Origin of the sequence: Achromobacter arsenitoxydans SY8, assembly GCF_000236785.1 — a bacterium.
Lineage (GTDB): Bacteria > Pseudomonadota > Gammaproteobacteria > Burkholderiales > Burkholderiaceae_B > Achromobacter > Achromobacter arsenitoxydans.
In genome coordinates, this window is sequence record NZ_AGUF01000073.1 from 1 (window position 1) to 21,654 (window position 21,654).

The following is a 21,654-nucleotide window of genomic DNA, read 5'->3' on the forward strand; positions in this document are numbered from 1 at the left end:
GTGCGCGGACCGGCTCGCTGGCCGGGGCGGCCGGCGCAATCGGCGCGGGCGCCGCGACAGGCGCGGGTGCGGAAGCGGGCGCGAATGCCGGCTCAGGCGCCGGCGCGGCCGGCGGCGCAACAGGTGCGGGAACCGGCGCAACCGGTGCTTGCGGAAGTTCGGGCGCGGGAGGCGGGATGACCGGAGCCGCTACGGGCTCCGCGGGCGCGACGGCGGCGTCGACGACCTCCGGCGGCGGCGCGGGCTGGGCCGGCGCGGCGGGCGGAGGGGTTTTTTTCTTGAAGAAGCGGCTAAACATGGGTAACAAGTATATTCGTATCGTCGGGGGCCAATACAGGCGCACCCCCATCGCCGTTCCCGACGTGGAGACGCTGCGCCCCACGCCCGACCGGGTTCGCGAGACGCTGTTCAACTGGCTCAATCACCTGTGGGGCGGCGAATTCGCCGACAAGCAGGTGCTGGATCTGTTCGCCGGCAGCGGCGCCCTGGGGTTCGAAGCGGCCTCGCGCGGCGTGGCGCATGTGCAGATGGTCGAACGGGACAGGACCGCCGCGTCCGCGCTGCGGACACTGCGCGACAAGCTCAAAGCCGACATGATACGCATCCATGTGGGCGATGCGATGCAGGTCGCCGAACGGATGGATGCGTCCCGTTTTGACCTCATCCTGTTGGACCCGCCCTTCGGACAAGGCTGGCTGCCGCGGCTCTGGCCCATTCTGCCGGGCATTCTGACCGATCATGGGCTAGTCTATGTCGAGGCGGAATCCGCCATCGAAGCGCCCGAAGGTTTCCAGATTCTGCGGCAGGACAAGGCAGGCGCGGTGCACTACCATCTTCTGGAATTTGCTGCATTGCGGAAATAGGTCAATAATCCGGGCTTCGGAGGATGGTGTACACCACTAATAACGGTACGGAGCTCGCATGATCATCGCTGTTTATCCCGGCACTTTCGACCCGCTGACCAGGGGCCACGAAGACCTGGTTCGCCGTGCAGCCACGCTTTTCGACAAAGTCGTGGTGGGGATCGCCACTAGCCGCAACAAAAAGCCCTTTTTCAGCATCGACGAGCGCGTAGAAATCGCGCGCGAAGTGCTGGGCCACTATCCCAACGTGGAAGTGCAGAGCTTTGGCGGCCTGCTGAAGGACTTCGTCCGCGAACAGAACGGCCGAGTCATCGTGCGCGGTCTGCGCGCCGTGTCCGACTTCGAATACGAGTTCCAGATGGCCGGCATGAACCGCCACCTGCTGCCGGACGTCGAAACCCTCTTCATGACGCCCTCTGATCAGTACCAGTTCATCTCGGGCACCATCGTGCGCGAAATCGCCCAGCTGGGCGGCGATGTGAGCAAATTCGTGTTCCCGTCCGTCGAGCGCTGGCTGCAGGAAAAAGCCAAGGAACGCCGCGAGCAATCCTGGCCGGGCTGAAAGCCCCCGTCCGCAACATCCCCGAAGGGCGCGCAAGCGCCCTTTTCGCGCTTTCCAGGCGGCGCCCGGCCGGCGCTACAATGACTGCGCCCCTTGCTTTACGCCGCTGCCCATCATGGCCCTGACCATCACCGAAGAATGCATCAATTGCGACGTCTGCGAGCCCCAGTGCCCGAACGACGCAATCTCCATGGGCGAGGACTACTACGTCATCGACCCAGACCGCTGCACGGAATGCGTAGGCCATCACGACGAGCCCCAATGCAAGGTCGTCTGTCCGGTGGAATGCATCGAGCTGCATCCGCAATGGAATGAAGGCCAGGAACAGCTCATGGCAAAGTACCGCCGCCTGACCGGTGCCGCATGAGCGACGCGGCGCCGCCCAGCATAGACCTTCCCTCCGCCCCTCCCAACGCCCGCCGCGACCTGTCCGCGTCCGCGGTGGCTGCGGGCCTGGTCGCCGTCCTGGTGAGCTTCGGCGGCACCGCCGTGCTGATGGTGCAGGCAGGCCATGCGGCCGGCCTGGACGCGGCGCGCATCGGTTCCTGGATCGGCTCGCTGAGCCTGGTGCTGGGCCTGGGCGGCGCGTTCTACAGCCTGCGCACCGGCCTGCCCGTGGTCATGGCCTGGTCCACCCCGGGCGCGGCGCTGCTGGTCACCGCCCTGGCCGGCGTGCCCTTCAATGAAGCGGTCGGCGCCTTCGTGCTGGCGGCGGGCCTGACCCTGGCCTGCGGCCTGTTCGGCTGGATCGACCCTATCCTGCGCAGAATTCCCGGCGAGGTCGCCGCGGCCATGCTGGCCGGCGTGCTGCTCAACTTCGGCATGGGGATCTTCAGCAATATCAGCAAGCAGCCCGCGCTGGTGCTCACCATGTGCGCCGCCTACCTGCTGTGCCGCCGCTGGGCGCCGCGCTACGCGGTGCTGGTCGTGATGGGCGTGGCCGTCGCCATGGCCGCCGCGCTGGGCTTGATGCAGGTGGATCAGCTGGACTGGCGCCTCACTGAATTCGTCTGGACCACCCCCGCCTTCAGCGCGCAGGCGGCAGTCAGCCTGGGCGTCCCGCTGTTCGTCGTGGCCATGGCGTCGCAAAACCTCCCAGGCCTGGCGATTCTGCAGGCGGCGGGCTATCGCCCCCCGGCCTCGCGCCTGGTCGCCGCCACGGGCTTCCTGGGCCTGCTGGCAGCCCCCTTCGGCGCGCACAGCGTCACCATGGGCGCGATCAGCGCGGCCATCTGCACCGGCCCCGAAGCCCATTCCGATCCGGCCAAGCGCTACATCGCCGCCGCCACCTACGGCGTCAGCTACGTCGCGCTCAGCATCGTCGCGGGCGCGGTGGCGGTCTTCTTCCAGGCGCTGCCCGCGGCGCTGCTGGCCGCGCTGGCGGGCCTGGCGCTGCTGGGCACCATCATGGGCGGCATGGCGGCCGCCATGGCCAATCCGCAGCGGCGCGAAGCCGCGCTCATCACGCTACTGGCCACCGCGTCGGGATTCAGTTTCTGGGGTATCGGGTCGGCCTTCTGGGGCCTGGCGGCGGGCCTGCTGGCCCATGCCGCGTTCGAATTCAAGCGGACCCGCGCCGGCGCCTGACAGGCGGGCGGGCCGCAGTGCCCGTCAGACAGGCCAGGCGGCCACGGGCGTTTCGGGGTGCACCTTCATGATGCGGCACGGCACCTGCACGAAGTTGGAGATCCAGGCCGCAGCCAGCTCGCCTTCGTCGATCACGTCGATGACCTGCTCGCCCACCTTCATGCTGTAGCGCACGCTGTCGTCGTCTTCGATGACATCCAGCGGTATGTCCAGGCGCAGCATGCCCGGCGCCTTCAGCACCAGGTAGCCCAGGCGCAGTTCGACGGAAACGTCGGCCAGCCTGGGGCACAGTTCGCGGTTCAGCCACTGCCCGGAGTCATTGGCGATCAGCCACTGCCGGTGATAGCCGGCGGCGCTGGCCTGCGCCGTGACGCCGCATTCGGCAATGGGCTGGAATTGATCTGCGCTCATTTGCCCAGCAGTCCCTTCAAAGCCTTGTCCACGGCCGCGCCGCTCTTGCCCTTGCCCGAGACCGCTTCCTTCAGCTTGTTTTCCAGGCTGCGCTTCAGGATGCCGCCGATAGCATCCTTCCAGAGCAGCGTGTAGGAGGGCTTTTCGAAGGGTCCCTTGACGTGGACCGGGATGGTCACGTCCTTCAGGTCGATCAATTCCTTGCCGGCGGGATCGGCGGCCGGATTGACGACGCGCGCGCGCGCCACCAGGTCCAGCTCGCTCTTGACGAAGTCGATCGTGGCCGGATCGCCCTGCGTCACGCGCAGCAGCGGCGACACGAAATTCAGGCGCTTCACGGTGGCCACGCCCTTTGCGATGGCCAGGTCGGCGTCCAGTTCGGAGAATTCCGTGCGCTTGCTGGAGTCCGCGGGCACGGTTTCGTTTTGCGAGTCGGGCGAGAACGTGGCCTTCAGGTCGCGCAGCGTCTGGGTCAGGTCGATGCCCTTGACCGCGCCATCGCGCAGCCGCAGCTGCATGGTGCCGCCAAGACCGCTCTTCATGGCATAGGCGTTGGCGCCCGCGGTCTTCAGGTCCAGCGCCAGGCTACCCGTGCCGCTAAGCACATTCTGCTGCGCCAGATCCACCAGCAGGGGCTCGATTGCGATGCCGGCCAGCGACATCTTGGTGGCCACCTGGTTGCCTTGCGCCGCATCCACGGACAGCGCGCCCGCCAGCTTGCCGCCGTACAGGCCCGCGGTCAGGCTGGAGATTTCCAGCTTGCCCTTGTCCAGCTTCACGGCTGCGGAGACCTCGTCGGCCTTCAGGCCGCGGACGACCAGCTTGCCGACCTTCAGCGTGCCGTCGACACTGGGGCCGACCAGCGCCGACAGGTTGATCGAGTCGTCGGGCTGCGCGGCCGGGGCGGGCTGCGCGGGCTTGCTTTCATCCTTCTTGCCTTCCGCAGGCGGCTTGGCCGGGGCTGCGGCCACGGGGGGCACCAGCTTGTCCAGGTCCAGCGTATCCACGGCCAGCGCGAACTTCACCAGCGGCGAATCCGAAAGCTTCGTGATGTCGGCGCTGAGGTCGAATTTTCCGCCTTCCAGCACGGCGTTGATCTTGCTGGTGGCCTGGTCTTTCAGCAAATCCACCGCCAGGCTGCCGATGACCGGAATCTGCAGGCTGCCCTTGGGCAGGCCCGGATCGGTGATGTTCACATCGCCGCGCAGGCCCGACAGGCCGCCGCGGCGCTCCAGCAGGTTCAGGCTCAGGGGGGACGCGAAGTTCAGCTTCACCACGCGTTCGCCATTCTTGGACGTGCTGTCCAGCTTGGCTTCCTTGATGTCGAGTTCGCCGGCGTTGCCGCTGATGCCGTTCAGGCCGAAGCTGGCGTCCAGGCCGCTGAGGCGCACGCGGCCGGTCAGGGCCTCGCCGGTGGCCGACGCGGGAGAAATATTGAGCGCAGGCGCATCCACGGCCAGTTCAAACGGACCGTCCGCCACGCTGCCCTTGGCGCGCACGGCAAGCTTTTCGATCTGGAGCTGGCTCTTGTGCGGGTCAATCGCCAGCTTGGGCATGGCCACGCTGGCATCCACATTGGTGGCGCGCGCGGCGGGATCGGTGATGTCGCCCTGGAATACGACTTCCAGGCCAGCCACGTCCAGCGCCGACTTCTGGCCGTTGAACGCCAGATTGCCACGCACCGCCAGGCTCTTGGCCTCGGCGCCCGGCAGCTTGCCGTCCATGCGCAGGTCCAGCTTCTGGGCGGCATAGCGCTTGGCCGAGGGGTCCAGCGTCAACAGCGCCTGGCCCGTCAGATTGGCGTCCACGCGCGGATTACCGCCTTCGACGCGCGCCGACATGCGCACGTCGAACGGTTGATTGAAGGTGACGCGGCCGGTGTTCGCGTTGATGCGGGTCACGGCGACAGCCATCCCGGTCATGGCGTCCTGCAACTGCACTTCGCCATCCTTCAGGTCCAGGCCCGCGATGTCGATCTGCATGTTGTTGCGCGACGGCGGCATGGCGCCGCTGGTGATCGCCTGCGCCGCGGTCTGCGCCGCGCCCACCAGGGCCTCGGCCGGATTGGCGGGCATCTCGGTGACCGGCTGCGTGCCACCCACCAGATTGCTGAAATTGAACTGGCCCTGCTTGTCCCGCACCACGCGGGCCTTCAGGCCGCTGATGGCAACGTGGTCCACCACGAAGCTGTTGGACAGCAACGGCCACACAGCCACCGCCAGGCGGGTGCTCGCGATGGATGCGAAGGTTTCCGTGCTATTGGGCTCGGACAGCGACACGCCCTGCACATACAGGCCGATCCGCGGGAAGAGCGAAAGTTCGATCTCGCCGTCGATCGTGAGCGTGCGTTGGTAGCGTTCCTGGACAAGCTCTTCCAGCTTGTACTTGTACGCGTTGGGGTCGAATGTCAGCAAGAAGATGGCCAGGCCAACGACGGCCACGACAACCAACACTACCAGGCCTATCAAAATGCGCTTGAACCACGTTTTCATTGCTGCCCCGTCGGTACCTCGACTGGAAATCCTTGATGCCGCCCACCGCGCGCGGCGCGGGGAAGGTGCGTTGCCGGCGGAAACCGCCTGGCCATAGAGAATGGTCTGCCTTTCAGGGCGTGTCCTCGCTCCTGCCGGGCTTGCGGCACGGGCGACTAAGGAGGAACTGCCGAGGATGGCTTGCTGAAGACGCCGGTAACCCAGCGTACAGATACCGCTATCGTAACAAATCGGGCCGCCCAGCGGGGTCGCCCAAGCTGACGGCTTCCTGTCCGGCGGATTGTAGGACTAGAATGATTGATCAATCAATCATTGATGCATCCAACAATGCCCGCGCCCGCCCCCACCACTCCGCACTCGCCCGGCCAGGTGCTCCCCTTCCGGCAGACCCTGCTTGCCATGCTGGGCATGTGCTTCGTCATGATGATGGTCGCCATCGACCAGACGGTGGTGGGCACCGCGCTGCCGACCATTGTGGCGGAACTCCGGGGCTTCGAACTGTATGCATGGGTAGCGACGTCTTACCTCCTGACGTCCGTCATCACGGTCCCGATATTCGGCCGGCTCGGCGACTACTACGGGCGCAAGCCGTTCGTGGTGGCGGCCATCGTGCTGTTCACGCTGGCATCGGTCCTGTGCGGCGCGGCCAACACCATGCTCGAACTGGTGCTGGCGCGAGCGCTGCAAGGCATCGGCGGCGGCATGTTGGTGGGTACCGCCTTCGCCAGCATCCCCGACCTCTTTCCCGACCCTCACGTCCGGCTGCGCTGGCAGGTCATGCTCAGCTCGGCCTTCGGCATCGCCAACGCCGTGGGCCCGACGCTGGGCGGCGCCCTGACGGAGCACTATGGCTGGCGCTCCGTGTTCTACGTGAACCTGCCCATCGGCATCCTGGGCCTATGGTTCGTCGCCCGCTACCTGCCGCACCTGCGCAGCCAGGCGCCCGGCAAGATCCGGCTGGACTGGCAGGGCGCGCTCCTGATTGCCGTGGCGCTGGGCGCCCTGCAGCTCCTGGTCGAGCTGTTGCCCAAGGACGGCTTCACGCCCCCGCTCCTGCTCCTGGGCGCCGGCAGCATCGCCGCCTTCGTCGCCCTGATCTGGTGGGAACGCCGCTGCCCGCACCCGCTATTGCCGCTGGACATGTTCCGCAACCGGGGCCTGGCCATGCTGTTCACCCTGGCCCTGCTGGTTGGCGTAACGATGTATTCGCTGCTTTTCTATGCCCCGCTGCTGCTGCAGGGCGGCTTCGGCCTGTCGCCCCAGCAGGCGGGCCTGCTCATCACCCCCATGGTCGTCTTCATCACCGTGGGCAGCATCGTCAATGGCCGCATCATCACCCGCATCCGCAACCCCAACCGCATGCTGTACGCGGGCTTCATCCTGATGGCGTTCGCCTGCCTGGGCATCGTCACCACCCACAACGACACATCGCACGCCCTCATCGCCGCCTACATGCTGATGGCCGGCCTGGGCATGGGCTTCATCATGCCCAACCTGACAGTCTTCGCGCAGCAGACCGCCGGACGCAGCCACCTGGGCATCGCGACCGCCCTGCTGCAGTCGCTGCGCATGATCGGCGGCATGCTGGGCACGGCCATCGTCGGCACCATGGTCAGCCACAGCTACTTCAGCGGCGTCGAATCCACCCTGCGCGGCGCATCCGCGCAGTGGCTGCCCAAGCTCAACGACCCGCAGATGCTAGTCAACCCGGCGGCGCAGACCGAGTTCCTGGCACAATTGGCGCATCAAGGCCAGGATGGAACGTCGCTCATCGAGATCGCGCGCGTCGCGCTGGTGGGCGCCATCCATGAAGGGCAACTCATCGCCCTGACCGTCGCCATCTTCGCGCTCTGGTGCGTGCGGCGCGTGCCCCTGGTGCAATTGGTCCGGCCCTCCAAGCCGGAGCCCGCCGGCGTCGGAGAGTAGCTTTTGCCCAAACAACAACAAGGCCTGCAAGTCATCCAGCACATGGGCCAGACCTACCGCGTCATGCAAAGCGCCTTCAGCAGCAAGGTCGGCCACGCGCTGCCGCGCTGGCGCATCCTGCTGGCCCTGCATGAAAACGGCCAATGCTCGCAGAAACACCTGGCCGAGCGCTGCCGGCTAGATCCCGCTTCGCTCACGCGGCAACTGCAGGCCATGCAAAAGCTGGGCTGGATTTCACGCGCGGTGGATGTGAATGACAACCGGCTGACGAACGCCATGCTGACGGCTGCGGGACAGGCGGTGGTGAACGAAGCCCTGCCCAAGCGGGCTCAGTTTTTTGAAGAGTCGCTTAAGGGACTGTCAGGAGCGGATATTGATACGCTGAACCGGGTGTTGAGCGTGCTGGAGGAGAATTTTGTGAGGGCGGCGGGGGAACGGGGCGGTTGAGGCTGCGATGAACCGCGCTCAGACCTGTTGGACTGAGCCCAGGTTCATGTCGTCGGCGGCCCGGTCAGTTCCCGCTCGATCTGCTCGATACTTGGCAAGCTGGTCTGCAATTCGGCGGGCAGGGATTCGACCAATTGATACTCGGCAACACCAAGCGGTTGGGAGTTATTGCGCAGTGCGTATTCAGCCACCACCTTGTTCTTGCCTTTGCAGAGCAGCAAGCCGATGGTCGGACCGTCGTCTGAACGCTTCACTTGTGTGTCGACCGCTGTCAAGTAGAACCCCAATTGTCCCAGGTGCTCGGGCTTGAACTTGCCACCCTTCAACTCGATCACCACGTAGCTTCGCAGTTTGAGGTGGTAAAACAGCAGGTCGATGAAAAACTCGTCACCCCCTACGTTCAGCAAAACCTGACGGCCCACGAAGGCAAAACCTGCCCCCAACTCCAGCAAGAACTCGGTGACGTGCTGCACCAGCGCCTTCTCGATCTCGCGCTCCTGTGCTTGCGCGCTCAGGCCGAGAAAATCAAAGCGATACGGATCTTTCAGCGACTCCCCGGCCAGATCGGACTGTGGAGCGGGCAAGCGCTGTTCAAAATTCGTGACGGCCTTGCCCGCGCGCTCCAGCAGGCGGCTTTCGATATGGATGTTCAGCACATTGCGCGACCAGCCATGTTCTAGTGCAGCGCGGGCATAAGCCAGACGCTCCTTTGGTTCCTTCAGGCGATCCAGCAATACCAGGTTGTGCCCCCAAGGCAATTGTGCAGCAACCTGCTGCACAATTTCGGCGTTTGGCCAGGCTTCGGCAAACGCGCGCATGTACTTGAGGTTGCGGGGAGAAAAGCCCTTCATCTCGGGAAAGGCCACATGCAGGTCTTGCGCCAGGCGGTCGATCACCTTGGCGCCCCACCCCTGCTCGGCTTGTCGCGCCAGAATGTCGCTACCAATCTGCCAATAGAGCCCCACCAATTCCCGATTGATCGCCAACGCCGCACGCTGTTGCGCGCTGTAAATGCGAACCTTCAGATCGGCCAGCCAGTTGGCGTAGCCTTGTGGAGCGGACGCCAGGGAAACGGGCTTGTCGGTCATCGGTTATCCATCTTCCCCGTTGCATTCCGGCGATGCCGCATTCTCCCAATTGACGCTTGCGTTGTGTAGAGGCGAACGCAGTCGCAACGTCCTTTTCGGACGAAGTTAAGGATGTCGCTTTAGGTTGCGTTTCCCGCGACTCGCGGGCGCATTGCGTTCCGCGGTGGTGCGGGGCGAAATTGAAGCCTGACGCGGGAACATGTTCAGGAAGCGGGAACACCTGAAAATGCAGTTCCCGGTCTTATCAAGAGGGCAATCAGAGCCCTAAATGGGGTATTCCAGCCACAACTACCCCATTTATATTCGCGAGCTGCCCTATTCCCGAATTTTTGACGCGGTCGCACAAGCGCGTTGCTCAAGCGGAAGCGACGTGCTCCTCGGCACTTCCGCCCGTCAAAAGACTGCTTAGACGTTAAACAAGAAATTCATCACATCGCCATCCTGCACGATGTATTCCTTGCCTTCAGCCCGCATCTTGCCCGCTTCCTTCGCCCCCTGCTCGCCCTTGTACGTGATGAAGTCTTCGTAGGCGATGGTCTGCGCGCGGATGAAGCCGCGTTCGAAGTCGGTGTGGATGACGCCGGCGGCCTGGGGCGCGGTGGCGCCGATCGGCACCGTCCAGGCGCGCACTTCCTTGACGCCCGCGGTGAAGTAGGTCTGCAGGCCCAGCAGCTTGAAGGCGGCGCGGATCAGGCGGTTCAGGCCCGGTTCTTCCATGCCCATGTCGGACAGGAAGGCCTGGCGGTCGGCGTCGTCCAGGTCGACGATCTCTGATTCGATGGCGGCGCAGATGGCCACGACCGGCGCGTTGCGGGCGGCGGCGAATTCGGTCAGGCGGTCGAGCAGCGGGTTGTTGGTGAAGCCGTCGTCGGCCACGTTGCCCACGTACATCGCGCGCTTGGCGGTGATGAAGCAGAGCTGGGCGATGTCGGCCTTTTCTTCGGTGGACAGGTCCAGCGCGCGGATGGGCTTGGCTTCGTTGAGCTGGGCGATGCACTTTTCCAGCACGGCGACGATGCGCTGCGCTTCCTTGTCGCCCGAGCGCGCGGTCTTCTGGTGGCGCTGCAGGGCCTTTTCGGCGGTCTGCAGGTCGGCCAGGGCCAGTTCGGTTTCGATGACTTCGATGTCGGCGATGGGATCGACCTTGCCGGCGACGTGGATCACGTTGGGATCTTCGAAGCAGCGCACGACGTTGACGATGGCGTCGGTTTCGCGGATGTGCGACAGGAACTGGTTGCCCAGGCCTTCACCCTTGCTTGCGCCCGCGACCAGGCCCGCGATGTCGACGAATTCGACGGTGGCGGACAGGATGCGTTCGGGCTTGACGATTTCGGCCAGCTTCTGCAGGCGCGGATCCGGCACTTCGACCACACCGACGTTGGGTTCGATGGTGCAGAACGGGTAGTTCTCGGCGGCGATGCCGGCGCGGGTCAGAGCGTTGAAGAGTGTCGATTTGCCAACGTTGGGCAGGCCGACGATGCCGCATTGCAGAGCCATGGGAATCCTGTGTAAGTACGGTATTGAGCGTTAACGTTCTAGTTTACCCCGCCCGGACGGCGCGCAGCCTTCCGGCCGCGGGGCCATCCGGCCCCCGATAGCTCAGGCTTAGCTTGCCGCCGTGGGCGCGTAGCGCATGACGAGCCAGATCATCAGGATGGGGCCGGCATTGAAGGCGGAATGCAGCAGGATGGCCGCACCGATGCCGCGGCGAACGCGCATCCAGCCCAGCACCAGCCCGGTCAGCCACTGCGGCAGCACCAGCAGGGGCAGGAGCCAGTACGGCGTCTTGTTGAAGACGAAGTTGGTCAGGTGCACGGCGGCGAACGCCAGGGCAACCAGGTGGAACACCAGACCGAAATGCCGCAGGTAGTACCTGCGCCAGGTGGTATCGCACCCCTTCAGCGCCTGCGGACGCTGGCGCACGCCCCACCACGCCAGCAGGATGAACGCGGCCAGCAGCAAGCCGGTCCAGACCTTGGGCCCCCACAGTACGACGGGCACCATGGCGGGTATCAGCCATAGCGCCTGGCGGGGCCGCCGCAATCCGTAGCGGAACAGCATTTCCTCGACCAGCGGCGCCCACAGCACCGCGGTGAGCCAGGGAATATTGTTGGGATCGAGCCGATGCGTGACGCCGCCCAGGCCGGCGGCGGCGACGGCCACCGGACCCAAGGCGAAGAGATTGATGGCCCACAGCACGGCGGCCCAGGCCAAAAGGCGACCCGGCCCGATGCCCGGCCACCAGTCGGCAACCAACCCGCTGCCGCCCGGGCGTCCCGGCAGGCGCGACAGCGGACGCGGATGACGGATGAAGCGCCAGAAGTCCGCGATCTCGCTGCGAAAGCCTGTCTTCCGCTTGGGCTGGCCGGGGTTCATCAGGATTCGTTGCCGCTGTGCAGTTGGCGCGTGGCCAGTGCGAAGTCGCCCGCCAGCATGGCCGGCACGACGGCCCGGCAGCGGTCGATGACGGCTTCGATTTCCTTCTGTTCATCGCGGCGCGGCGGATGCAGGACAAAGTCGGCGACCTGCTGCGCCAGACCCAGCGTGCGCGGATGGCCGATGCCGATGCGCAGGCGCCAGAAATTGGGGCTGCCCAGCGCGGCCTGGATGTCCTTCAGGCCATTGTGGCCGGCGTGTCCGCCGCCCTGCTTGAGCTTCACCTGCCCCGGCATCAGGTCCAGTTCGTCATGCAGCACCAGCACCTGTTCGGGCGTCAGTTTGTAGAAGCGCGCCAGCGCGCCAACCGCCTGGCCCGAGCGGTTCATGTAGGTATTGGGCTTGAGCAGCAGGACGTTGTCCGCGCCCAGGCGCGATTTGGCCACCATCCCGAAAAAGGACTTCTCCAGCGCAAAAGAAGTGCGCAAGTCGTCCGCCAGGTGGTCGGCCAGCCAGAAGCCGGCGTTGTGCCGGGTGGTTTCGTAGTCGGGACCGGGGTTACCCAGTCCCACGATGAGGCGTATGGGAGTAGACATGATGGGGGTGTTTAAACCAAAAAACCCTGCGCATGCAAATGCACACGCAGGGTTTCGGGCATAAGCCGCTGGAAAGCCGCAAGGGCCTTCCGGCAGGACTTAGGCAGCCGGAGCAGCTTCGGCTTCGTCGGCAGCGGCAGCGCCGCCCTTGGTGACGGCAGCAGCCAGCAGCGGGTTTTCTTCGCCGCCGTGGGGCACGTAGGTCACGCCGATGGGCAGCTTGATGTCGGCCAGGTGGACCGAACCGCCGGCCAGAACGTCAGCCAGGTTGATTTCGATGAACGGGGGCAGAGCCGACGGCAGGCAGGTGATTTCCAGTTCGGTCGTCACGTGGCTGATGATGGCGCCGCTCAGCTTCACAGCGGGCGAAACTTCAGCGTTCACGAAGTGCAGCGGCACCTTGGTGCGCAGCGCTTGATTGGCGTCGACGCGCTGGAAGTCCACGTGCAGGACTTGCGGCTTGTAGGCGTGCCATTGAACCGAACGCAGCAGAACTTGCTCATCCTTGGCGCCGTCGAGCTGCATTTGCAGGATCGATGCGTGGAATTCTTCCTTGCGCAGCGCGTGGTAGATCTCGTTGTGGTCGAGTTCGATGTTCAGGGGGGCAGCCGAACCACCATAGACAATGGCGGGAACGCGGCCCGCGCGGCGCAGGCGGCGGCTCGCACTCGAACCCTGGACGCTACGCGCAGTGGCAGTAAATTTCATGGATAACTCCAAAAGCAATAAAGGTGAAGAGACTTCACCGGTTGAATTCACGGCGCGCAAAAGGCGCGCCGTGCTTATTTGCGCCTTGCCGCGACCAGCAAGGCGCAAAAACTGGAATCCGGGCTGTGGGCCCGATCAACGCAAGCGCGTCAATCGACGAACAGCGAGCTGACCGATTCCGCGTTGGAAATACGCAGGATGGTCTCGCCCAGGAGAGCGGCGCACGACAGCTGGCGGATCTTGCCGCTGGCCTGGCCTTGCTCGGAGAGCGGAATGGTGTCGGTCACGACGAGTTCGTCGAGTTCCGACGCTTCGATGCGGTCGATGGCGCCGCCCGACAGCACGGGGTGCGTGCAGTAGGCGTAGACGGCGCCGGCGCCGCGGTCCTTCAGGGCCTGGGCCGCCTTGCACAGCGTGCCGGCGGTGTCGACCATGTCGTCCATGATGATGCAGGTGCGGCCGTCGACCTCACCGATGATGTTCATCACTTCCGACACGTTGGCGCGCGGACGGCGCTTGTCGATGATGGCCAGGTCGGCTTCAAGCTGCTTGGCCAGCGCACGGGCGCGGACCACGCCGCCGATGTCCGGGGACACGACGACCAGGTTCGAGAAATTGCGGCGCCAGATGTCGCCCAGCAGGATCGGACCGGCGTAGATGTTGTCCACCGGGATGTCGAAGAAGCCCTGGATCTGGTCAGCGTGCAGGTCCATGGTCAGGACGCGGTCAACGCCGGCGACCTGCAACATGTTTGCCACGACCTTGGCCGAGATGGCCACGCGCGCCGAGCGCGGGCGGCGGTCCTGGCGGGCGTAGCCGAAGTAGGGAATCGCGGCGGTGATGCGGCCGGCCGACGCGCGGCGCAGGGCATCGACCATCACCATGATTTCCATCAGGTTGTCATTGGTGGGCGCACAGGTGGGCTGCAGGACGAAGACGTCCTTGCCGCGCACGTTCTCGTTGATCTCGACCATCACTTCGCCGTCCGAGAAGCGACCGACGGTCATCTTTCCCAGGGACATGTCGAGGTGGTTGACTACGTCCACGGCCAGCCGAGTGTTGGCGGTGCCCGTGAAAATCATGAAGCTATCGTTTGCCATGATGGATGATGCGATGGTCGTTTTAAGACACTAACGAGGTGATGCACAATCAGTGATGCACGATCAGTGTGCACTACTTGCGCCGGGACCGGAAAATAAAAAAGCTGCTGAACCCGGGCCAGTGTCTTACAGGCGTGTTCAACAGCTTTGTTATGTATTCGGTTGGCTGGGGAGGAAGGATTCGAACCTTCGCATGCCGGAATCAAAATCCGGTGCCTTAACCAGCTTGGCGACTCCCCAACTATCTTGCAATCCAATTCCGCAACGGATGTTCAGCTAACCCAGTACATGCCTGCACTAACCGAAACCGTGGATGCGTTTGGCTGAATGTTTTATCAGCGCCGCGCATTATAGCGGTAATTTCTGCTTCTGCCAAAACGGCTTTCGATAATTCGGAAAATTCGGCGAATAAACACGCCCCCGATCCCGACATGCGAACAGGTATTCCCTGTTCAGCAAGCCACCGCATTGCCCCAAGCACTTCTGGGTAAAGGCGGAAGACTACCGGCTCCAAATCATTTTTTCCGAAAAGCTTGCTGGAAAAAATTGTTTGCGAAGCAAGAAAGTCCGCTATTGTGATGTAAGAAGAATCCCTTGTCAAATCGGGCGCTGAAAATATTCCAACAGTCGGCACGCTCGCGTCCGGTTGCGCCACCAGATAGGCGCGTTCCGGCAGCGTCACCGCCGTCAGGTCTTCGCCGATTCCCTGCGCGAACGCCGACTGTCCAAAGACGAATACCGGCACGTCCGCCCCCAGCGGCAAGGCCAGGGCCATGAGTTCGCGGCGCGACAGGCCGGTTCCCCACAACTTGTTCAGGGCGATCAGGACCGAGGCCGCGTCGCTGGACCCGCCGCCCAGCCCGCCGCCTTGCGGGATGCGTTTTTCAAGGTGGATCTGCGCGCCCTGGCGCGTGCCGGTGGCCTTTTGCAGGGCGCGGGCGGCGCGCACCGTGAGGTCCTGGTCCTCGGGCACGCCGGGCAGGTCGGTGGCGCGGCTGATGACGCCGTCGGCGCGCACGTCGAAATGCAGCGTGTCGCACAAGTCGATGAAGCGAAAGACGGTCTGCAGCAGGTGATAGCCGTCGGCGCGGCGGCCCACCACGTGCAGAAAAAGATTCAGCTTGGCGGGAGCGGGAACGTCGTAAAGGGTCACGAAAGACAACCGTTGCGGGACAAGCCCCCATTCTAGCCAGACGTCCGGGCCGGCGGCGCCGCGAAGGACAGCACGCCGACCCGGCTGACGCGGGGCCTACGCGAGCTGCGGCGTAACGCCCGCGCCCACCCTTGCGGCCGGCGCATCAATGACCTGCCCCGCCGGCAGCTTGAAGACCGCGACGGCGCCCGCAAGCTGGCGTGCCTGGTCTTCCAGAGCGCCAGCCGCGGCGGCTGCCTCTTCCACCAGCGCGGCGTTTTGCTGCGTCACGCTGTCCATCTGCGACACCGCGCGGTTGACCTGGTCGATGCCGGTGGCCTGCTCTTCGGACGCCGCCGAAATCTCGCCCATCAGGCTCGTGACCCGCTGCACGGATTCGACGATTTCGCGCATCGTGGCGCCTGCGTATTCCACCTGTTCGGAGCCCACGCCGACCTTCTGCGCAGAGTCTTCGATGAGCTGCTTGATTTCCTTGGCGGCGGCCGCGCTGCGCTGGGCCAGCGTACGCACTTCACTTGCCACGACGGCAAAGCCCTTGCCCTGCTCGCCGGCACGCGCCGCTTCCACGGCCGCGTTAAGCGCCAGGATGTTGGTCTGGAAGGCAATGCCGTCAATCACGCCGACGATATCCGCAATGCGCGAAGAACTGCCAGAAATCGCACGCATGGTTTCGACCACGCTGGACACGGCCTGACCGCCGCGCTGCGCAACGGCCTCCGACGCGGCCACCATGCGGTTGGCTTCGCGCGCGGTGTCGGCATTCTGCTTTACCGTGGTGGCCAGCTCTTCCATGCTGGCGGCGGTTTCCTCGAGCGAGGCGGCCTGCTCTTCGGTGCGGCTGGAAAGATCGGTATTGCCCGACGAAATCTCGCGCGCGCCGACGTTGATTTCGTCCACGCCGTGGCGCACGGCGGACACCGTGCGCACCAGGCTGTCCTGCATACCCTTAAGCGCGGCGAGCAGCGCGCCGATCTCGTTGCGGCCGCGGTCCGCCACGCGACGCGTCAGGTCGCCTTCGGCGATGCGGCGGAAGATCTCGCCGGCCTCCAGCAGCGGACGCACGATCATGCGGCGGATCAGCACGTGCGCGCCCACGGCCATCAGCAGACCCAGCGCCAGGATGCCGGCCAGCAAGGAGCTGAACAGGGTATTGAACATGGAAATCTCGTCCATGACGGTCTGCCCCGTCCCTTCGGCGCGCTGGATGAAGGCGTCGCGCTCGGTCACGAGCCGCTCCTGTACCTGCTGCGTGCCTTGCTTGAAGTAGGCCTCCATGTCGCCGGCTTCGAGCACCCTGCCCACGCTCTGCAGATTGGCGCTGAACTTGGTGTAGGCGTCGATCAGGGCGGCGGATTCCGCCTTTTCCTCGGCGGACAGGTCCCCGGTGTATCCCTGGAAGGCGCGGTCGGCCGCGACGATGCGCTGGCGCGCCTGCTGCAGCGACGAGGTGTCGCTGGCGCTGCCTTGCGCGACGCGGGTCGCAAAACGGCTCAGGTCGGTGCGAGCGGCCACCAGCGACAGCGACGCGGAGTTCACCGCGTTGACCTGCTGCGCCGACAGGCGGTACAGCTGCGCGACATCCTGGTTGGTCTGGCGCAGGGCAATGAAGCCCATGCCGCCCACGACCAGTTGAAAGGTGAAAAATATCGCGATGATTCCCAATAGCACCGTCGCGATGCGTGTATTCCTGAACATGGCATTCTCCGTAAGGGGGAGGCGGACGAGCGTCGCCCCCGCATTGCAGGCCGCGGCGCAAACCGCGGCCGGGCGCAGGGAGAATTATTCAGTCAAGTCAATATATTTCAAGCAGTAACAGAGACGGATTTGCGGCGTTTACTTGCTTGATTGAAAAGCGGGCGATGTGATAAGGGTTAACCCGAATAAGACCGCGCGACAGCCTGCCGCGCGGTTGGGTCAAGACGGGTTGACGACCAGCCGCACCATGATGCGACGGCCGGGTTCCTGGCGCTCCAGGACCAGCAACTGCGGCCCCAGGGCGTCGTAGCGCGAAAGCCGCGCCCGCCAGCCGCCCTGCTCGAAGGCCGTGGGCCGGCCCAGTTCATCGCGAGTCACCTCGGTGGCCTGCGGATCCGCCGGCAGCTTGCCGCGCAGCCAGTCACGCAGGCCGGACACCGGCATGCTGCTGCCCAGCGCGTCTTCCGCCAGCGCATCGGGGTTGTCGGCCACCAGCCGCGTGCCATCAGCCTTGGTGAGGCTGGCGGCGCCGGGCCGCCCCTCGACACGGGCCTCGGTGGAACCCAATGGATTGGTCAGGTCCAGAACGTAGCGCCGGCCGTCGTCGGACCACGAAAAGCCGCCCTGCACCGCATTCTGCTTGCCGCTTTCTTCGTTGACCGTGATGGCGAAGCGTCCGATGCGGGAGAACGCATCGGCGCTGGCGCCTTCGATGGGCTTGGGCAGGGACGTGCAGGCGGCCAGCATGAAAGCAAGCAGCGCCAGCAAAGCCCAGCGCATGCAGGACGCCGCGTCGCGCAGACTGCGCAAGGTTGCCGTCACAGGCCGACTCCCAGGCGCTTCACGACATCCAGGACGGTCTTGTTCCGGGGATCCTTCTGCAAGGCGGCTCGCAGCAGGTCAGTAGCCTGATCGCGCTTGCCCTGGCTCCAGAGGACTTCGGCCAAGTGCGCCGCGATGTCGGCTTCCGGACGCACGCTGTAGGCGCGGCGCAGGTAGTCAGCCGCGGCGGTGGTGTCGCCCATGCGGAACTTGACCCAACCCATGCTATCCAGGATGAATGGATCGTTGGGCGAGAGCTCCAGCGCCTGCGTGATCAGGTCCAGGGCCTCGGGCAGGCGCTGGTTGTGGTCGGCCAGCGTGTAGCCCAGGGCGTTGTACGCGTGTGCGTGGTCCGGGTCCAGCGCGATGACCTGGCGCAGCATGCGTTCCAGGTCGGCAAGCCGGTTCTGGCGTTCGTACAGCATGGCCAGTTCGTATTTGATCTCGACCGTGTCCGGCAGCGCCTGGTCGGCGGCCTCCAGCACGGAAACCGCCTGGCCCACGCGATCCGCGTCGCGCAGGATCTGCGCTTTGGTCAGCACGCCCAGCGTGCGCTCTTCTTCGTCCTGCGGGCCCGCGGCGTCGATCATGGCCAGCGCGCCGTCCACGTTGCCGCTCTTGGCGCGCAAGGCGGCCTGGCGCATGCGCACCGAATAGCGCAGCGTGGGGTCGTCGATGCGGCCGAGTTCCGCGATGGCTTCGTCGTAGTGCCCCTGGTCTTCAGAGATGCGGGCCAGCAGCACGTGGGCGTCGGCCGCAGCGGCGCCGGCGTCGGTCGCGCCGGGCACGGTCGCCCGCTGGCGCTGGTTCTGGACGTCGAGATACTGCTGCAGCAGCGCCTTGGCCTGCGGCAGTTGGCCAGACTTGTACGCCAGTTGCGCCTGCATGAAGAGCAGGTCGAAGTCTTCGGGGGAACGGCGCGACATGGCCTGCAGTTCCGCCAGGGCGCCGTCGTAGTCGCCGTTGTCGGCCAGCTGGCCGGCCAGCATCAGCCGCACCTTGCGCGCGCCGGGGTTGCGGTTGATGAAGGCACGGGCCTCGGTCTGCGCGCGCTTGGGATCCACCCGGGAGCCGTATTCCAGCACGCGCTGGGCGGCGCCTTCCGAGCGCGGGTCGGCGGCCAGGGCGGCGCGCGCTTCCTGTGCGGCGCGTTCGTAGTCGCCGGCGGCAGAGGCCACGTCGGCCAGCGCCAGATGCGCGGCGGGCAGCTTGCGCACGCTGTCGCTCAGGGATTCGTCAAGAATGCGCAGCGCCAGGCGGCGGTCGTTCAGGCGGCTCAGCACGGCAAGCGCCTGGCCGATGGCCGCCGGCTTGTCGCGCGAATTGTCGATGCGGGTGCGCAGCGCCTGGGCCAGGCCCTTGGTCTGGCCATTGGCTGCGGCCAGCGCGAGTTCGGTGGAGGCGGCCTCTACGTCGTTGGGAGCCAGGCGCGCCCAGACACGGGCCGCCTCGAGCGCGCCGGGCAGGTTGCCGCCGGCGAGCTGGAATTCCAGGCCGCGGCGGGCCAGGCGGGGATCGCCGGTATCGCGCGCCAAGCCGACCATGGTGGTGGCGGCCGTGCCGTACATGCCGCGCTGGGCGGCGATCTCGGAAGCGAGCACGCGGTAGAAAATGTCCGAGGTCAGCGACACATAGGGCAGTTGGCCCGGGCGCAAGCGTATGACCTCGGTTTCGGGCTGGCGGCTCTGCGGGGCCATCCGAGGCCCTGTCGCGTCGCGCGTCCGGCTGTCGGCGGCCTGGGCCGGCGGGGCCATTATTGCTGCCAGCGCAAGCCCCAGCGCGGCAATCCCGATATTCATTTGTTTGAAAGACGACTTCACGCGGCCCGTCCGGTTGATGGCACAATCTTCGTACACGCAATTGATGATCTTACACTGGCTCATGCCGGAACTGCCCGAAGTCGAAACCACGCGCCGAGGAATCGACGCCGTCATCACCGGCCGGACGCTCACGCGGCTGGTCGTCCACGAACCCCGCATGCGCTGGCCCATTCCGGCCGATCTGCCGTCCCTGGTCGGCGGACGCACGGTGCTGGAGTGCGCGCGCCGCGGCAAGTATCTGCTCCTTCGTTTCGAGCACGGCACGCAGATCGTGCATCTGGGCATGTCTGGATCCCTGCGCCGTGTGGCGCCGGGCGAATTCCTGCGCAAGCATGACCACGTCGAATGGATCTTCGACGAAGCGGTGCTGCGCCTGCATGACCCCCGCCGCTTCGGGGCGGTGCTGTGGCACTCCGCCGCAGACGGCCCGATCGACGCGCACCCGCTGCTGGCCAGGCTGGGCATCGAACCCTTCGACCCGCGCTTTGACGGCGCCTGGCTGCACCAGCATTTCAAGAACCACTCTGCCGCGGTCAAGCAAGTGCTGCTGGCCGGCCTGGCGGTCGTTGGCGTGGGCAACATCTATGCATCGGAAAGCCTGTTCCGGGCGCGCATCAACCCCAAGACCCCCGCCAACAAGCTGTCGCGCGCCCGTTGCGACCGCCTGGCGGACATGGTGCGCGCCACACTGGCTGACGCCCTGACCTCCGGCGGCAGCACGCTGCGCGATTACGTGGGCGCTACCGGAGAACCGGGGGCCTACTTCGAGATCCATGCGGCGGTCTACGAACGCGAAGGCCTGCCGTGCCGGGTCTGCGCCACCCCGATCCGCCGTTTCGTCCAGGGGCAGCGGGCCACCTATTACTGCCCGAAATGCCAGAGAAACTGAGCCGGGACCGGCGGAAATACCCCACCGAGGCTAGGGAATTCGTTTATAGCAAACGTATTGCATAAACACTAACGCAAGACTATATTCCTTCCACACACCCTATTCCTATAAAAGTGGAAGGAGCCTCCATGAGCAAGCAATTCGCCTCGCACGCGGACCTGGACGACAAGGTCGTCTCGTTCGAAAAACTGTCCGACAACGCCTATGCCTACACGGCCGAAGGCGATCCCAACACGGGCGTGATCATCGGCGACGAGGCCGTCATGGTGATCGACACCCAGGCCACCCCGGTCATGGCGCAGGACGTGATCCGCCGCATCCGCGAAGTCACCGACAAGCCCATCAAGTACATCCTGCTGTCGCACTACCACGCCGTGCGCGTGTTTGGCGCGTCGGCCTACAACGCCCAGGAAATCCTGGCCAGCCGCGACACTTACGACCTGATCGCCGAACGCGGCGAGCAGGACAAGGCCAGCGAGATCGGCCGGTTCCCCCGCCTGTTCCGCAACGCCGAATCCATTCCGCCGGGCCTGGTCTGGCCCACGATGACGTTCAAGGGCGAAATGACGGTCAACCTGGGCAACCTGGAAGTCAAGCTGCTTCAAGTCGGCCGCGGCCACACCAAGGGCGACACCATTGCCTGGCTGCCCGAACAGAAAATCCTGTTCGCGGGCGACCTGGTCGAGTACCAGTCCACCCCCTACTGCGGCGACGCGTACTTCCGCGACTGGCCCACCACGCTGGACGCGCTGTCCGGCTTCGAGGCCGAAAAAATGGTGCCCGGCCGCGGCCCCGCGCTCAAGAACGCCACCGAAGTGCGCCAGGGCCTGGCCGGCACACGCGCCTTCCTCACGGACCTGTACGGCGCGGTGAACCGCGGCGTGGCCGAAGGCAAGGACCTGAAGACCATCTACCGCGAGGTCTACGACTTCATGAAGCCGCGCTACAGCGACTGGGTGATCTTCGACCACTGCATGCCGTTCGACGTGTCGCGCGCCTATGACGAGGCCACCGGCTACACCCACCCGCGCATCTGGACCGACAAGCGCGACCTGGAAATGTGGGCCCAGCTGGAAGGCTGATAGACGGGCGGGCATGACGCCCCGTCCCAGCCGGCAA

The 21,654-nt window shown here is 65.3% G+C and carries 20 protein-coding genes and 1 tRNA gene; 8 read left to right on the forward strand and 13 right to left on the reverse strand.

Annotated elements, in window-relative coordinates:
• Positions 1-296: 296 nt before the first annotated feature.
• The 4 genes from rsmD (at position 297) to KYC_RS21985 (ending at position 3,012) form a co-directional block, all read left to right on the forward strand.
• Entirely contained in the window at positions 297-863 is a 567-nt protein-coding gene (rsmD, locus tag KYC_RS21970) for a 16S rRNA (guanine(966)-N(2))-methyltransferase RsmD (RefSeq protein WP_043519090.1), read from the forward strand.
• A gap of 58 nt (positions 864-921) precedes the next feature.
• Positions 922-1,425: a pantetheine-phosphate adenylyltransferase gene (coaD, locus tag KYC_RS21975; protein ID WP_008166594.1), complete on the forward strand. Its 504-nt coding sequence runs from the start codon at positions 922-924 to the stop codon at positions 1,423-1,425.
• Between the two features lie 115 nt (positions 1,426-1,540).
• Positions 1,541-1,792 (forward strand): YfhL family 4Fe-4S dicluster ferredoxin, encoded by a 252-nt coding sequence (locus KYC_RS21980; protein WP_006391351.1) that lies wholly within the window; start codon positions 1,541-1,543, stop codon positions 1,790-1,792.
• Positions 1,789-3,012 carry a benzoate/H(+) symporter BenE family transporter gene (locus KYC_RS21985; RefSeq protein ID WP_008166599.1) on the forward strand — a complete coding sequence of 408 codons (1,224 nt, stop codon included), beginning with the start codon at positions 1,789-1,791 and terminating at the stop codon, positions 3,010-3,012. The genes KYC_RS21980 and KYC_RS21985 overlap by 4 nt, the downstream gene beginning before the upstream one ends.
• Positions 3,013-3,036: 24 nt before the next feature.
• Here the strand turns inward: KYC_RS21985 and KYC_RS21990 are convergent, their stop codons facing one another.
• Complete coding sequence (locus KYC_RS21990) at positions 3,037-3,423, reverse strand: MOSC N-terminal beta barrel domain-containing protein (protein ID WP_008166601.1); 387 nt, start codon at positions 3,421-3,423, stop codon at positions 3,037-3,039.
• A complete protein-coding gene (locus KYC_RS21995; protein WP_008166602.1) occupies positions 3,420-5,915 on the reverse strand; it encodes an AsmA family protein in 2,496 nt (831 codons plus the stop codon). Before KYC_RS21995 ends, KYC_RS21990 begins: the two co-directional genes overlap by 4 nt.
• 327 nt (positions 5,916-6,242) lie before the next feature.
• On the opposite strand from KYC_RS21995, the gene KYC_RS22000 reads away from it, so the two are divergent.
• Together KYC_RS22000 and KYC_RS22005 are read left to right on the forward strand one after the other, a co-directional pair.
• Positions 6,243-7,841 carry an MDR family MFS transporter gene (locus KYC_RS22000; protein WP_008166603.1) on the forward strand — a complete coding sequence of 533 codons (1,599 nt, stop codon included), beginning with the start codon at positions 6,243-6,245 and terminating at the stop codon, positions 7,839-7,841.
• A gap of 3 nt (positions 7,842-7,844) precedes the next feature.
• On the forward strand, positions 7,845-8,288 hold the full coding sequence (locus KYC_RS22005) for a MarR family winged helix-turn-helix transcriptional regulator (RefSeq protein WP_008166604.1): 444 nt from the start codon (positions 7,845-7,847) through the stop codon (positions 8,286-8,288).
• Between the two features lie 44 nt (positions 8,289-8,332).
• On the opposite strand, the gene KYC_RS22010 is transcribed toward KYC_RS22005, so the two are convergent.
• The 11 genes from KYC_RS22010 to KYC_RS22060 form a co-directional block, all read right to left on the reverse strand.
• On the reverse strand, positions 8,333-9,376 hold the full coding sequence (locus tag KYC_RS22010; RefSeq protein WP_008166605.1) for a PDDEXK nuclease domain-containing protein: 1,044 nt from the start codon (positions 9,374-9,376) through the stop codon (positions 8,333-8,335).
• Positions 9,377-9,781: 405 nt separating this feature from the next.
• Positions 9,782-10,873: a redox-regulated ATPase YchF gene (gene ychF, locus KYC_RS22015; RefSeq protein WP_008166606.1), complete on the reverse strand. Its 1,092-nt coding sequence runs from the start codon at positions 10,871-10,873 to the stop codon at positions 9,782-9,784.
• A gap of 108 nt (positions 10,874-10,981) precedes the next feature.
• Positions 10,982-11,752, reverse strand: coding sequence for a CPBP family glutamic-type intramembrane protease (locus KYC_RS22020; protein WP_008166607.1), 771 nt, complete (start codon positions 11,750-11,752; stop codon positions 10,982-10,984).
• Positions 11,752-12,348, reverse strand: a complete 597-nt coding sequence (gene pth, locus KYC_RS22025) for an aminoacyl-tRNA hydrolase (protein WP_008166608.1) — start codon at positions 12,346-12,348, stop codon at positions 11,752-11,754. The genes KYC_RS22020 and pth overlap by 1 nt, the downstream gene beginning before the upstream one ends.
• A gap of 99 nt (positions 12,349-12,447) precedes the next feature.
• Positions 12,448-13,056 (reverse strand): 50S ribosomal protein L25/general stress protein Ctc, encoded by a 609-nt coding sequence (locus KYC_RS22030; protein WP_008166609.1) that lies wholly within the window; start codon positions 13,054-13,056, stop codon positions 12,448-12,450.
• 149 nt (positions 13,057-13,205) lie between these two features.
• Complete coding sequence (locus KYC_RS22035) at positions 13,206-14,156, reverse strand: ribose-phosphate pyrophosphokinase (protein WP_006227587.1); 951 nt, start codon at positions 14,154-14,156, stop codon at positions 13,206-13,208.
• 163 nt (positions 14,157-14,319) lie between these two features.
• Positions 14,320-14,396, reverse strand: a tRNA-Gln gene (locus tag KYC_RS22040).
• A 1-nt stretch (position 14,397) separates the two neighbouring features.
• Positions 14,398-15,309 (reverse strand): 4-(cytidine 5'-diphospho)-2-C-methyl-D-erythritol kinase, encoded by a 912-nt coding sequence (ispE, locus tag KYC_RS22045; RefSeq protein WP_008166616.1) that lies wholly within the window; start codon positions 15,307-15,309, stop codon positions 14,398-14,400.
• 96 nt (positions 15,310-15,405) lie between these two features.
• Complete coding sequence (locus tag KYC_RS22050) at positions 15,406-17,004, reverse strand: methyl-accepting chemotaxis protein (RefSeq protein WP_043519079.1); 1,599 nt, start codon at positions 17,002-17,004, stop codon at positions 15,406-15,408.
• 219 nt (positions 17,005-17,223) lie between these two features.
• Positions 17,224-17,784, reverse strand: coding sequence for a lipoprotein insertase outer membrane protein LolB (gene lolB / locus KYC_RS22055; protein ID WP_043519080.1), 561 nt, complete (start codon positions 17,782-17,784; stop codon positions 17,224-17,226).
• A 38-nt stretch (positions 17,785-17,822) separates the two neighbouring features.
• A complete protein-coding gene (locus tag KYC_RS22060; protein ID WP_008166623.1) occupies positions 17,823-19,709 on the reverse strand; it encodes a tetratricopeptide repeat protein in 1,887 nt (628 codons plus the stop codon).
• Between KYC_RS22060 and mutM the strand changes: the two genes are divergently transcribed.
• The gene (mutM, locus tag KYC_RS22065; RefSeq protein ID WP_008166625.1) at positions 19,708-20,535 is read left to right on the forward strand and encodes a bifunctional DNA-formamidopyrimidine glycosylase/DNA-(apurinic or apyrimidinic site) lyase; all 828 of its coding nucleotides are present in this window, start codon (positions 19,708-19,710) and stop codon (positions 20,533-20,535) included. The genes KYC_RS22060 and mutM overlap by 2 nt on opposite strands.
• A 128-nt stretch (positions 20,536-20,663) precedes the next feature.
• The gene (locus KYC_RS22070) at positions 20,664-21,617 is read left to right on the forward strand and encodes an MBL fold metallo-hydrolase (protein WP_008166627.1); all 954 of its coding nucleotides are present in this window, start codon (positions 20,664-20,666) and stop codon (positions 21,615-21,617) included.
• Positions 21,618-21,654: the final 37 nt, after the last annotated feature.

Bases quoted from the DNA above. Each gene is read 5' to 3' on its own strand.
- KYC_RS21995 (WP_008166602.1), bottom strand. From the start codon at position 5,915: ATGAAAACGTGGTTCAAGCGCATTTTGATAGGCCTGGTAGTGTTGGTT.
- KYC_RS21990 (WP_008166601.1), bottom strand. From the start codon at position 3,423: ATGAGCGCAGATCAATTCCAGCCCATTGCCGAATGCGGCGTCACGGCG.
- KYC_RS22000 (WP_008166603.1), top strand. From the start codon at position 6,243: ATGCCCGCGCCCGCCCCCACCACTCCGCACTCGCCCGGCCAGGTGCTC.
- lolB (WP_043519080.1), bottom strand. From the start codon at position 17,784: ATGCGCTGGGCTTTGCTGGCGCTGCTTGCTTTCATGCTGGCCGCCTGC.
- KYC_RS22035 (WP_006227587.1), bottom strand. From the start codon at position 14,156: ATGGCAAACGATAGCTTCATGATTTTCACGGGCACCGCCAACACTCGG.
- mutM (WP_008166625.1), top strand. From the start codon at position 19,708: ATGCCGGAACTGCCCGAAGTCGAAACCACGCGCCGAGGAATCGACGCC.
- ychF (WP_008166606.1), bottom strand. From the start codon at position 10,873: ATGGCTCTGCAATGCGGCATCGTCGGCCTGCCCAACGTTGGCAAATCG.
- rsmD (WP_043519090.1), top strand. From the start codon at position 297: ATGGGTAACAAGTATATTCGTATCGTCGGGGGCCAATACAGGCGCACC.
- KYC_RS22010 (WP_008166605.1), bottom strand. From the start codon at position 9,376: ATGACCGACAAGCCCGTTTCCCTGGCGTCCGCTCCACAAGGCTACGCC.
- KYC_RS21980 (WP_006391351.1), top strand. From the start codon at position 1,541: ATGGCCCTGACCATCACCGAAGAATGCATCAATTGCGACGTCTGCGAG.
- coaD (WP_008166594.1), top strand. From the start codon at position 922: ATGATCATCGCTGTTTATCCCGGCACTTTCGACCCGCTGACCAGGGGC.
- KYC_RS21985 (WP_008166599.1), top strand. From the start codon at position 1,789: ATGAGCGACGCGGCGCCGCCCAGCATAGACCTTCCCTCCGCCCCTCCC.
- KYC_RS22060 (WP_008166623.1), bottom strand. From the start codon at position 19,709: ATGAGCCAGTGTAAGATCATCAATTGCGTGTACGAAGATTGTGCCATC.
- pth (WP_008166608.1), bottom strand. From the start codon at position 12,348: ATGTCTACTCCCATACGCCTCATCGTGGGACTGGGTAACCCCGGTCCC.
- KYC_RS22070 (WP_008166627.1), top strand. From the start codon at position 20,664: ATGAGCAAGCAATTCGCCTCGCACGCGGACCTGGACGACAAGGTCGTC.
- KYC_RS22020 (WP_008166607.1), bottom strand. From the start codon at position 11,752: ATGAACCCCGGCCAGCCCAAGCGGAAGACAGGCTTTCGCAGCGAGATC.
- KYC_RS22050 (WP_043519079.1), bottom strand. From the start codon at position 17,004: ATGTTCAGGAATACACGCATCGCGACGGTGCTATTGGGAATCATCGCG.
- KYC_RS22030 (WP_008166609.1), bottom strand. From the start codon at position 13,056: ATGAAATTTACTGCCACTGCGCGTAGCGTCCAGGGTTCGAGTGCGAGC.